Here is an 11945-nt window from a genome sequence, read left to right on the forward strand (position 1 = left end):
CTCAATTTGCTCAACAAAGCCGTGCATATCGATACTCCATCTCCGTGTAACTAATGCCTTCAGGCCCAATCGAGCCATAGCGCCCGCCAAGAATCAAAACGTAGTAGTCACAGTCGTCTATCACCTTCTTGATCAGGTTCCACTGAGTTTCATTCGCAGCTGGGAAAAGCTCCATGCCGGATGGTATACAATCCAATTCAAGGAGTGCGTGCATGACTTCCTGCCTCTCATCCTCAAGATCACGGAATGTGCTGCTTACGAAAACCTAATATCTCTTTTCCACTTACACCCCTAGTTCCTAATCGACAATCAAAATACGTTTACGTCTGGTCAATTACCTCTTTTGGCTAAACGCCGACGTTTGTCTCGGTTTGCGGTGTTGCTACCTTTCTGAGAGCAAGCCAATGGTCTGCCAGGGCTCTTAATTTACCTCGGCGATTTCGGCAGCCTCGGCTGAAGCCTGCGCCTTCACGGGCTGCCGGCCGCCTTGCGCCGTCTTGCGGCCACGCGGCAGTGCTGCGCGTGCCGGCATGCGCGGCAGGGCTTTCACCGGCGCTTGCGCCCGCCCCTGCTCCGCAATCTGGAAGGTATCCACCAGCTGCGCCAGCCCGGCGGCCTGCTCGCGCATCGCGGCCGCGGCGGCGGCGGCCTGCTCGACCAGCGCCGCGTTCTGCTGGGTCACCTGGTCCATCTGCACGATCGAGCCGTTCACCTGCTCGATGCCCTCGCGCTGCTCGTCGCTGGCCGCTGCGATCTCGCCGATGATGTCGGAGACGCGCTTCACGCTCGCCACCACTTCATCCATCGTGCGGCCGGCCTGGTCCACCAGGCGCGAACCGGCTTCCACGCGCGACACCGAGTCGCCGATCAGGCCCTTGATCTCCTTGGCGGCTGCGGCCGAGCGCTGCGCCAGGTTGCGCACCTCGCCCGCCACCACCGCGAAGCCGCGGCCCTGCTCGCCGGCGCGCGCCGCCTCCACGGCCGCATTCAGCGCCAGGATGTTGGTCTNNTCTGGAAGGCGATGCCGTCGATGACGGTGATGATGTCGGCAATCTTGCGCGAGGCTTCGTTGATCGAGCCCATCGTGGTCACCACCTCGGCCACCACTTCGCCGCCGCGTGCGGCGGTGTCGGCGGCGCTCGCGGCCAGCTGGTTGGCCTGGCGTGCGTTGTCGGCGTTCTGCTTGACGGTCGAGGTCAGCTCTTCCATCGACGACGCGGTTTCCTCGAGCGACGCAGCCTGCTGTTCGGTACGGCTGGAAAGGTCGTGGTTGCCGGCCGAAATCTCACTGGCCGCGGTCGCGATGGTCTCAGTTCCGGCGCGCACCTTCGAGACGATCGCCACCAGGGAAGCGTTCATGTCCTTCAGCGCGGCCATCAGTTCGCCGGCTTCGTCCCGGGTGCGGACCTTGACCTCGGCGGTCAGGTCGCCCTCGGCCACCCTGCGCGCCAGGCCGACCGCGCGGCCCAGCGGGATGCTGACGTTCCGGCCCAGCTGGTAGGCCATGAAGACCGCCAGCACCGCGGCGATCAGGCCGCCGCCGATCAGGGTGCGGCGCATGGCCGAACGCGCTTCGCCGATCTGCGCCGCGCGCTCCGCCAGCAGCGTGTCTTCGGCGGCCCTGATCTGCGCCACCGTCGCGCGCATGGCATCCATGCCTGCCCTGCCCTTGCCCTCCCTGACAGTCGCGACAACCTGCGACAGGTCGTCGCCGACGGCGGCGCGGCGCTGGGCGATCACCGGCTCGATGGCGTGCGCCATCCAGTCGCGCTGGTGCTGCGCCAGCTGCTTGAGGCGCCCCTGCTGCGCCTCGTTGTCGGCGGTGAGCGCCAGCGCCCGCTCGAGGTGCTGCTGGAATTCCTGCAGGCCGGCCGTGTAGGGCTGCAGCGAGGCCTCCTGGCCGGTCAAGGCATAGCCCCGCTCGCCCGTTTCGATGTTGACCAGCGCCTCCATGGCGCCGTCGACTTCGGCCAGCACCTTGTAGGTGTGCACGTTGGCGTCGTTGGCGGAATCGAGCGCGGTGACGTTGCCGTAAGCGATGGCGACGACGATGGAGGTGATGCCGATCAGGATGCCGTAGCCGAGGTACAGGCGGGTCGCGATTTTCAGGTCGGAGAGCTTCATGGGGTCAGACGGGTCTTTTCGTTGTAAGAGTTATGCCGTGGGGCGGGACCGAATGATGAAACTGGCGGGATAAACCCTGTTCGATTATTACCGGAACATGGGATTAATGAAAAGCAAATTTTTGTGCTTTGGCGAAGGCTTACAACAGCGTATGCAGGAGGAATCAACTGCTGCCTCATTGTTGTGTCCGGTTTCCTGCGCGGTTACATTCCTTGTTTCGAAACCAAGGAAAGAGACCGCATGAAATCGCTACCCGCCAGCCTGCTGGCCGCCTTCCTCATGAGTGCCGGTCCTGCGCAGGCCGAAGATGCTGCCGGCCACTGGAAAGGCCGAATTGCGAACTCCCTGAGCGTTTTCCTGCAGTTCGACAAGGCAGCGGAAGGACGCTGGGAAGGCACATTGAGCGTTCCGCAGCAGCGCCTGGTCACGAAGGTAGACCAGCTCGCGGTCAGCGAGGACCAGATCAGTTTCAGACTGCTCGCGCTCAACGCCGGCTTCACGGCGCGCTGGAACGACGAGGCCAAGGCCTGGGTCGGCACCTGGAGCCAGGGAGGCCAGAGCACTCCCTTGAGCCTCGCGCGCACCGATGCCGACGCCCGGAAACCGAAGCGCCCGCAAGAAGAGGCGATTGCCGCGCGCCAGCCGGCCTATACGAGCAGCGAGGTCAGCTTCGACAATGCTCCGAGCCAGGACCGGCTGGCCGGCACCTTCAGCGTCCCGCAGGGCAAGGGCCCGTTCCCGGCAGTCGTGCTGGTGCACGGCTCCGGCCCGCTCGACCGTACTGCAAACGTGGCCGAGCACAAGCTGTTCGTGGTCCTGGCCGACTACCTGAACCGCCAGGGGATCGCCGTACTGCGCTACGACAAACGCGGCGTCGGCAAGTCGACCGGCGTGTACAAGGATGCGAGCACCTTCGATTTCGCCGCCGATGCCGAGGCTGCCGTGCGTTTCCTGCGCAGCCGCGCCGAGGTCGACACCCGGCGCATCGGCATGGTCGGCCATTCGGAGGGCGGGCTGATCGCACCGCTGGTGGCCGCGCGCGATCCGGGCCTGGCCTTCGTCGTGATGCTGGCAGCGCCGGGCGTGCGGGGCGAACTGCTCATGGTCGAACAGCTGGCCCTGGGCGCCAGGGCGCAGGGCATGCCGGAGGAGATGCTGGCCAGGGAACGCACACTGAACCGCGCGCTGCTCGCGGCCCTGGCCTCGGAACCGCGACTGCAAGCTGCCACCGACAAGGCGCGCCAGGCGATGGAAGAAGCCGAGCGCAATGGCACGCTCCCGGCAGGGACGGGCATGCGGCGCGTCCAGGCGTTTTCCACGCCCTGGTTCCATGCCTTCCTGAGGCATGAACCCGGTCCCGTGCTGCAGACCGTCCGCCAGCCGGTCCTGGTCCTGAACGGCGAACGCGATTTCCAGGTGCCCGCCGCCATGAACCTCGGCGCGATCCGCACGGCGCTCAAGGACAACCCGCGCGCCGCCGTGAAGGAGCTGCCGGGACTGAACCACCTGTTCCAGACCGCGCCGACCGGCGCCAGCTCGGAGTATTTCGACATCGCAGAGAGCTTCGCGCCGGCCACGCTCGCGCTGGTCAGCGACTGGATCCTGGAGACGGTCAGGTAAAACCGCCGGCATGAAATAAAAAACGCGAACCCGAGGGTTCGCGTTTTCCGCTGGCTGAAGCGCAGCGCTTACTTCTTCGCCGCCGACGCAATCTTCTTCGCCGCCGGCTTGCGCACGGCCGTCTTGGCGGCAGTCTTGGTGGCCGCTTTGGCCGCGGGTTTGGCCGCGGTCTTGCGCGCCGCCTTCACCGCCGGTGCTGCCGCGCCATCGGCGGCATCCGCGCCATCCGCGGCGCCGTCGGCTGCAGCGGCCTTGCCTTTTGCCGCGGGCTTGGCCTTGCGCTCCTCGAACTCGAAGCTGATCTTGCCGTCCTTGCCGCGCACCAGGAAGGCCTTGAAGGCACGGCGCGTGCGCTGCGAAACGAAGCCCGGCAGCAGGTCGGTCTTGCCGTCGTTGAGCAGCTTGGCCATCTGTTCCGGCAGGATCTCCTGCTGCAGGATGATGCGGCCGCTGCGGAAGTCGCAGGCCTTGGGCTTGGCGACCGTCTTCTCGCACACGTAGGCCAGGCCCATCTCGTACACGCCGCTGGCGCACTTCGGGCAGGGGCCGAGCGCGGTCTGGCCGGTGAAGTCGACGCCCTCGCCTTCCTCGCCATCGTCCTGGTCCTGGCCGAAGTCGAATTCGAGCTTGAAGTTCTGGATGTCCTCGTCGCGCACGATGCGCAGGATCGCCGCGAACGGACGGCCCATCTTCGAGCGGAAGCCCTGCAGCGGGCCGATGGTGCGCTTCTCCAGCAGCTCCTCGACTTCCGCGATCTCGAACTGGCGGCTGCCCGGCGTCTTCGACATCGAGAAGTCGCACTTGGTGCAGGCGAAGCGGCGGTAGTTTTCCTTGACCACGCCGGCGCAGTTCGGGCACGGGGTCTTCAGGGTCGCGTAGTCGCCCGGGATGGTCTCGTTGTCGTATTCCTTGGCGCGCTTGACGATAATCTGCGTCATCTGCGCGATCTCGCGCATGAATTCGTCGCGCGAGATCTTGCCCTTCTCCATCTGCGAGAGCTTGAACTCCCACTCGCCGGTCAGCTCGGGCGCGGTCAGTTCGTTCACGCCCAGGCCGCGCAGCAGCGTCATCAGCTGCGATGCCTTCGCGGTCGGGATCAGTTCACGCCCTTCGCGCACCAGGTATTTTTCGGTCAAGAGGCCTTCGATGATGGCCGCGCGCGTCGCCGGCGTGCCCAGGCCCTTGCCGGCCATGGCGTCGCGCAGCTCGTCGGAGTCGACCAGCTTGCCAGCGCCTTCCATCGCCGACAGCAGCGTCGCTTCGGTGTAGCGCGCGGGGGGCTTGGTCACCAGGCCGTTCGGCGTGACCTTGTCGGCCAGGACCTTCTCGCCCTTCTGCACCGGCACCAGGTTGGCGCCGTCCTTGTCGTCGCCGGTGGTGTCCTTGCCGTACACGGCCAGCCAGCCGGGGTTGGTCATCACCTTGCCCTCGGTCTTGAACTGGTGGCCCGAGACTTCGGTGAAGCGGGTCGTCACCAGGAACTCGGCCGGCGGGAAGAACACGGCCAGGAAGCGGCGCGTGACCAGGTCGTACAGCTTCTGTTCCGGCTCGGTCAGGTTCTTCGGGATGACGCCGGTCGGGATGATCGCGAAGTGGTCCGAGATCTTGGTGTTGTCGAAGATGCGCTTGTTCGGCTTGACCCAGCCGTTCTTCAGCACCTGCTTCGAGAACTGCTGGTAGTTGTTGGTCTCGTTCAGCGACTCCAGCGTGTTCTTGACGGTCGCGATGTAGTCTTCCGGCAGGTGGCGCGAATCGGTACGCGGATAGGTCAGCACCTTGTGCTTCTCGTACAGCGCCTGGGCCAGGCCGAGCGTGTTCTTGGCCGAGAAGCCGAAGCGGCCGTTGGCCTCGCGCTGCAGGCTGGTCAGGTCGAACAGGGCCGGCGCCATCGAGGTGGTCGGCTTCGACTCCTCGGTGACGACGCCCTGCTTGCCGCGGCAGGCGGCGACGATCGAATCGGCGGCGGCGCGGCTCCACAGGCGCTCGGCGCGCTTCTCCGGATCGTTCTCGTCCTTCTTGAAGTTCGTATCCAGCCAGCGCCCTTCGTAGACGCCGGCGGCGCACACGAACTCGGCGCGCACTTCCCAGTAGTCGCGCGGGACGAACTTCTTGATCTTCTCTTCGCGCTCGACCACGATCGACAGGGTCGGGGTCTGCACCCGGCCTACCGTCGTCAAGTAGAACCCGCCCTCTTTTGAATTGAAGGCGGTCATGGCGCGGGTACCGTTGATGCCGATCAGCCAGTCGGCCTCGGAGCGGCAGCGCGCGGCGTCGGCCAGCGGCAGCATCTCTTCGTCGCTGCGCAGGTGGGCGAAGCCCTCGCGGATCGCGTTCGGCGTCATCGACTGCAGCCACAGGCGCTTGACCGGCTGTTTGGCCTTGGCGGCCTGCGCGATCAGGCGGAAGATGAGTTCTCCTTCGCGTCCCGCGTCACATGCGTTGATCAGGGTGGTGACGTCCTTGCGCTTGATCAGCTTGTTCAGCACCTTGAGGCGCGACTCGGTCTTGGCGATCGGGTTCAGCGCGAAGTACGGCGGGATCACCGGCAGGTGCGTGAAGCTCCATTTGCCGCGCTTGACGTCGTACTCCTCGGGCACCGTGATCTCGAGCAGGTGGCCGACGGCGGACGACAGGATGTATTGGTCGGATTCGAAGTACTCATCGTGCTTGGTGAAGCCGCCCAGCGTCTTCGCGATGTCGTTCGCGACCGACGGCTTCTCTGCGATGATGAGGGATTTGGTCATAGTGTTTCTCGGGTGCTCTATATATAAGTGGCTTTTGCCCGCGCATCATACATGCTTGCAGGCTGGACGGTTGTCAAAACCGTAGTGTCTGGATAGTAACAGTCTGGATTGAGCGGCCAATGATAAGCGCGATGACAGCCGCACCGCAAGTGTGCGCAGCGGGACAGGCCTCGCTTTGCGTGCTCGCCGCTTTGGTGCAAAACGGCAGACTGGCCCCTGCCCCACCCGGGAAAACCGGCCGCCCGGCCATGCAGGAAAAATAAGACTTTTCAATTTATATAAGCGCTTATATGATTGTCTCGTCAGCCGACAAACCTGTTCTCCAGGGAGCGTTCATGAACACCATCACCGCCTCGCCCACCCTTTCCCCGGCCGCACCGAGCCATGGCCTCACCCGCTTCACGCTCGTGCGCATCCTGCTGGCACTGCTGGCCGTCTGCGTGCCGGTCGCGCTGGTGCTGGTGCTGTCCAGCCAGATCCCCGACAAGTCCATGCGCGCCTACTGGCCACCCCTGCTGGCGGGCCTCGTGGCTTACGGCGGCTATACACTCTACGTGCGCCGCATCGAGCGGCGCGTGCTGTCGGAGCTGCGCGGCCCGGCGGGCATGCGCGAACTCGGCGCCGGGCTGGCCGTCGGCGCGGCGACCTTCCTAGCGGTGGTCGGCGTGCTGGCGGCAAGCGGCAGCTACGGGTTCACCGGCCTTGGGGACTGGACGATCCTGGCGAAGTCCTTCACCGAGATGGTCTTCGTCGCCCTGGTCGAGGAGATCCTGTTCCGTGGGGTGCTGTTCCGCCTGCCCGAGCGCTCGCTCGGCAGCTGGTGGGCCCTGTCGCTGTCGGCCGTGATCTTCGCACTGGCGCACCTGCCGAATGCCGGCATCACCCTGCTTGCGGTCCTGAACACGGCGCTGGCCGGCCTGATGTTCGCCGCCGCCTATCTGGCCACGCGGCGCCTGTGGCTGCCCGTCGGCGCCCACTTCGCCTGGAACTTCATCTCCGACGGCGTGTTCTCGCTGCCGACCTCCGGGAGTCCGGCACGTGGGATGCTGCAGGGCCAGCTCACCGGGCCGGAATGGCTGACCGGCGGCGCCTACGGGCTCGAAGGCTCGGCCATCACCTTCATCGTGATGGGGCTGGCCACGGCCGTGCTGCTGCGCCGCGCGCTACGCGCCGGCCACATCCTGCCGCGGCCATGAAACAGGGCCTCGGTACGCAATTGCGCCACCTGATCGAACTGCTCGACGGCGCGGTCGAACAGTCCTACCTCGACGCCGGCCTGGCCTACCGGCCGCGCTATACGCCCGTGATGCGCACCCTGCTCGCGCACGAGCCCTTGACGATCGGCGAAATCGCGGTGCGCGCCGGCATCACGCAGCCGGCGGCCACGCAGACGGTGGCGCTGATGATCAAGGAAGGCTTGCTGGTGGCCAGCGCGGGCAAGCTCGATGGTCGCCGGAAGATGGTCACGCTGAGCGACGCGGGACGCGCCATGCTGCCCCGGCTGAAGGCGTGCTGGAAGGCGACGGCGGCGGCTGCAGCCAGCCTGGATGCGCAACTGCCTTATCCCTTGTCGGAGGCACTGAGCGACGCGATCGACGCATTGAAGGAGGAATCGTTCGGGGAACGGATCCGCAAGGCCGGCGCCGCGCAGGCGCCCAAATGAAAAACGGGCCTTGCGGCCCGTTCCTTCTCGATGCGCTGCTCAGTGCAGCAGGCGCGGTTCCTGGTCGTCGTCGTCGCCGAACAGGTCGTCGAACATGAGCGCATCGGGTTCCTTGCCCTGGCTCCACAGTACCATCAGCACGATGATCTTGAGCTTGCCGAGCGCCACCGGCGACTCGTCACAGGCCAAGGCGCGTTCGATGACGATCTCGCGCTGCACGGGGCTGAGCACCTTGGCGCTCTCGAGGAACTGGATGAAGCCGATCGCGGCGCTACCCAGTTCGATATATTCTTCGTCCACGTAGTAGCGGATGCCGGTGCAGGCATCGATGGCGTCGGAAACTGCCACTTCGGTCAGCCCGGAGAGCCAGTCCAGCGCCTCGGAAATCTCGATGTCATCGAAACCGACGGCGGACAGCTTGCGTGCCAGGGCCGCCGGCTCGGGGCAGGCGTCAGGACGATAGTACGTCTCGTAGAGGTAGACCAGGATGTCGAACATAGTGACGCTACTGTAGCAGCTAAGCTCGCCGAGGCACAAGCCTGGCACGCCACGTGGCGCCCTCTACGTAAAAAACGTTGTTTCGTGGCCTTATCCGTTCAATCAGTTTTGTCGATTTTTAACAAAATTAAGGCCAAGCATTTCACAAAAAATATCGCAAGAAGAATACTCTTTTTCGCACTGCCTTCATGCATCGTGCATGACGAGAACAGCCGTACTTTCTCGTATTCACGCGGCACGCACCACCCGCTGCACACGGCCATCGGGCAAGCGTTCGAGCAGCCCGGCCAGCTCGAGCGCCAGCAGTTCGCCGGCCAGCGCACCGGCGTCAAGACCGAGGCGCGCCAGCAGCGCATCGGGTTCCACCGGATCGTGACCCAGCGCGGCCAGCAGCACATCGTCGCCGGCAGCGACGGGTAGCGCTGCAGCCTGCCGCACGAGCGGCGAGACCCGCAGCGCGGCCAGCACCTCGTCCACGGTCTCGACCAGTTGCGCGCCTTCGCGGATCAATTGATGGCAACCCTTGGCCAGCGCCGAATGGATCGACCCGGGCAGCGCAAAGACTTCGCGCCCCTGCTCGGCCGCCATCTGCGCCGTGATCAGGGAACCCGACTGCGCCGCCGCCTCGACCACCAGCACGCCGGCCGCCAGGCCGCTGATGATGCGATTGCGGCGCGGGAAGTTGCCGGCGACCGGCGGGGTGCCGAGTGCATATTCGCTGAGGATGCAGCCTTCGTCCGCAATGCGGTGCGCGAGCGGGCGGTTGCGCGCCGGGTAGACACGGTCTGCTCCGGTGCCGATGACGGCGATGGTCGAACCCGGACCGCGCAAGGCGCCTTCGTGCGCTGCCGTATCAATGCCGAGCGCCATGCCCGATACCACGCACAGACCCGCATGCGACAAGCTTTCCGCAAAGCCTGCCGCATTGGCCCTGCCCTGCGTGCTGGCATTGCGGCTGCCGACCACGGCGATCATGGGCGAGGACAACAAGGCTCGCTGTCCGTGTAGATAAAGGAGAAGCGGCGGATCGGGGATGTGCCGCAGGCTTGGCGGATAACCGGGGTCGTGCAACGTGAGGAGGTGGCGGTTCGCTTCCGACAGCCAGGCCAGCGTGCGCTCGATCTGCCGCGCGATCCCGGCCGAGACCGGCGCGCACAAGGCGGCGGCCTGCGCGGCCGGCACATGAGCGGCCAGGGCCGCATGGCCGGCGCGGAAGATTGCCGCGGGCGAGCCGAAGACGTCCAGCAGCAACCGGCCGGTGCGGCACCCCACGCTTGCCGTTCCTTCCAGCCGTATCCAGTCGGCGATGGCGCGGGAATCCGGTGGGCTGGAAATAGCAGTATGGGTGGCCGTGTCCTGCACGGTAAGCGTTACTCCGGTGAGCGCGCCACGTCGCCGACTTCCACCGGCGCCGTCACTTGCATGATCAGTCCGTACGAGACATTGCTGAACACGCGGAAAATGAACAGGCTGCCATATTGCTCGTCGGGCAGCTTGATCGTCCGTTTGCCGAAGCCGAGCACGCCCTTGCTGGCCGGGTCCGGCACCGTCTTCCCGAGATGATAGAGCTGCAGCACGGAACCGACATCGAGCCCGTCAACTGCGCCCCGATTGACAGTGACGACCTGGCTCTGGCCGGCGTAAGTCACGCCCGCATAGATCGACATCACGCGCGCATCGACCGGCTGGGCCGGCGCATGCGGCATGTAGTTGCGCACCGGCGTCGGCGGCATCGGGATCAGGAGGTCGCCCACGCCCATTTCCTGACGCGTCTCGGCAACGCGGAAGGTATGCGCATCCACACCCGGCGCCGCTTCGCGGTCGAGCGTGACGGTGCCCAGGTAGGCGGCCTCGTGCGCCAGCACCTTGCGGGTCTGCGGATCGCGCAGCGGGCCGCTCGGACGGAATACCTGGAAGGTCTTGCCGCCCTGCAGCTCGCCCTTGACGTAGACGCGGTCGCCCGTGCCCAGGTAGACGCGGCCTTCCTGCGACGCGACGATGCGCGGGGCGCCGGCCAAGGCATTGGCTTCGACCACCAGCGGCTGGGTCAGGTAAGGCTCGATCATGCCGGCCGGGATCGACTGCACGGCGTCGCGCTCGAGCGATTCGCTGCGCAGCTGCGGCGACAGTTTGGTGATGGGCGGCTCGCCCCTGCCGTCGCCGCTTCCTGGGCGGGTCAGGGACAGGCGGCCACGGGTGCGGTCGAAATAGATGACCTGGCCGGGATAGATCCAGTGCGGGTTACGGATCTCGTCGCGGTTCATGCCCCACACCTGAGGCCAGCACCAGGGGTTCTGCAAGAAAGTGGCGGAAATATCCCAGAGGGTATCGCCCTTGACCACGACATGCTGGTCGGGCGCGTTGGGGCGGAAAGCGCAAGCGGCGGACGATGCTGGAGCGGCCTGGACCGGGCCGGCCACGGCACACGCGACGAGGGCCGCGGCAGCAGCGCGGGTCACGACTGTGCTAAAATTTTTCATTGCTTATTTCCGTCATTGTGTCCGTCGTTGCGTCCGCTTGGCGCACATGGATTGCGGCTTTGACACCGAAGGGCTGGCAGCGCGCATCGTCTGCTGGAAAGAGACAGCACGATGACCCGCTCTGATCGACAAAAGGTTGCCGTACTGAATCAAATTCTGCACATAAATCCCTGAACTAGCAAGACAAACCGCGTCTTGCAGGATCGGGGATGTGTTGCATTTCTGTACGCGCGCAACAATCTTATTGAACACCTATCTCCTCTTACTTTTTCGACCATGGCCTTACTGAAGATCCTCCGCTACCCTGATCCACGCCTGCACAAGATTGCCAAGCCGGTCACCGAATTCGGCACCGAGCACCTGCGCCAGCTGGTCAAGGACATGGCCGAGACCATGTACGACGCACCGGGCGTCGGCCTGGCCGCCACCCAGGTGGACGTGCACGAGCGCGTGGTCGTCATCGACGTCAGCGAAACCACCGACCAGCTGCTGGTCTTCGTCAATCCGGAAATCACCTGGGCCAGCGACGAGAAGCAGGTCTACGACGAAGGCTGCCTGTCGGTGCCCGGCATCTACGATGGCGTCGAGCGCCCGGCGCGCGTCAAGGTCAAGGCCTACGACGTCGAAGGCAAGGAATTCGAGCTCGACGCCGACGGCCTGCTGGCCGTGTGCATCCAGCACGAGATGGACCACCTGATGGGCAAGGTCTTCGTCGAGTACCTGTCGCCGCTCAAGCGCAACCGCATCAAGGCCAAGCTGCAGAAGGAAGAGCGCGGCATGGAGCGCGAAGCCGCCCTGCGCAGCGCCCGCCGCTGA

The 11945-nt window shown here is 65.2% G+C and carries 8 protein-coding genes and 2 pseudogenes; 4 read left to right on the plus strand and 6 right to left on the minus strand.

Features of this window, described 5'->3' with window-relative positions; genetic code table 11:
- Positions 1–10: 10 nt before the first annotated feature.
- Positions 11–253, minus strand: a pseudogene (locus B2R83_RS24085) (DUF4062 domain-containing protein); the annotation flags it as partial.
- Positions 254–421: 168 nt separating this feature from the next.
- A pseudogene (locus B2R83_RS22985) lies at positions 422–2124 on the minus strand (methyl-accepting chemotaxis protein).
- Positions 2125–2364: 240 nt separating this feature from the next.
- Here B2R83_RS22985 and B2R83_RS22990 point away from each other — a divergent pair.
- Complete coding sequence (locus B2R83_RS22990; RefSeq protein ID WP_292045379.1) at positions 2365–3744, plus strand: alpha/beta hydrolase family protein; 1380 nt, start codon at positions 2365–2367, stop codon at positions 3742–3744.
- 68 nt (positions 3745–3812) lie between these two features.
- On the opposite strand, the gene B2R83_RS22995 is transcribed toward B2R83_RS22990, so the two are convergent.
- Entirely contained in the window at positions 3813–6488 is a 2676-nt protein-coding gene (locus B2R83_RS22995; protein ID WP_292045382.1) for a DNA topoisomerase III, read from the minus strand.
- Between the two features lie 335 nt (positions 6489–6823).
- Between B2R83_RS22995 and B2R83_RS23000 the strand changes: the two genes are divergently transcribed.
- Together B2R83_RS23000 and B2R83_RS23005 are read left to right on the plus strand one after the other, a co-directional pair.
- A complete protein-coding gene (locus B2R83_RS23000) occupies positions 6824–7684 on the plus strand; it encodes a CPBP family intramembrane glutamic endopeptidase (RefSeq protein WP_292045384.1) in 861 nt (286 codons plus the stop codon).
- Positions 7681–8151 (plus strand): MarR family winged helix-turn-helix transcriptional regulator, encoded by a 471-nt coding sequence (locus B2R83_RS23005; RefSeq protein WP_292045386.1) that lies wholly within the window; start codon positions 7681–7683, stop codon positions 8149–8151. The genes B2R83_RS23000 and B2R83_RS23005 overlap by 4 nt, the downstream gene beginning before the upstream one ends.
- Before the next feature lie 39 nt (positions 8152–8190).
- On the opposite strand, the gene B2R83_RS23010 is transcribed toward B2R83_RS23005, so the two are convergent.
- The 3 genes from B2R83_RS23010 to B2R83_RS23020 all read right to left on the minus strand — a co-directional run bounded on the left by B2R83_RS23010 (position 8191) and on the right by B2R83_RS23020 (position 11129).
- On the minus strand, positions 8191–8649 hold the full coding sequence (locus B2R83_RS23010; protein ID WP_036210414.1) for a DUF494 family protein: 459 nt from the start codon (positions 8647–8649) through the stop codon (positions 8191–8193).
- Positions 8650–8877: 228 nt separating this feature from the next.
- Positions 8878–10011 carry a DNA-processing protein DprA gene (gene dprA / locus B2R83_RS23015; RefSeq protein ID WP_292045402.1) on the minus strand — a complete coding sequence of 378 codons (1134 nt, stop codon included), beginning with the start codon at positions 10009–10011 and terminating at the stop codon, positions 8878–8880.
- 8 nt (positions 10012–10019) lie between these two features.
- Entirely contained in the window at positions 10020–11129 is a 1110-nt protein-coding gene (locus B2R83_RS23020; RefSeq protein WP_292045404.1) for a LysM peptidoglycan-binding domain-containing protein, read from the minus strand.
- Positions 11130–11405: 276 nt separating this feature from the next.
- Between B2R83_RS23020 and def the strand changes: the two genes are divergently transcribed.
- Positions 11406–11945 carry a peptide deformylase gene (gene def, locus B2R83_RS23025; RefSeq protein ID WP_292045406.1) on the plus strand — a complete coding sequence of 180 codons (540 nt, stop codon included), beginning with the start codon at positions 11406–11408 and terminating at the stop codon, positions 11943–11945.

It is taken from the genome of Massilia sp. UBA6681 (genome assembly GCF_002454935.1).
Classification (GTDB): domain Bacteria; phylum Pseudomonadota; class Gammaproteobacteria; order Burkholderiales; family Burkholderiaceae_D; genus Telluria; species Telluria varians.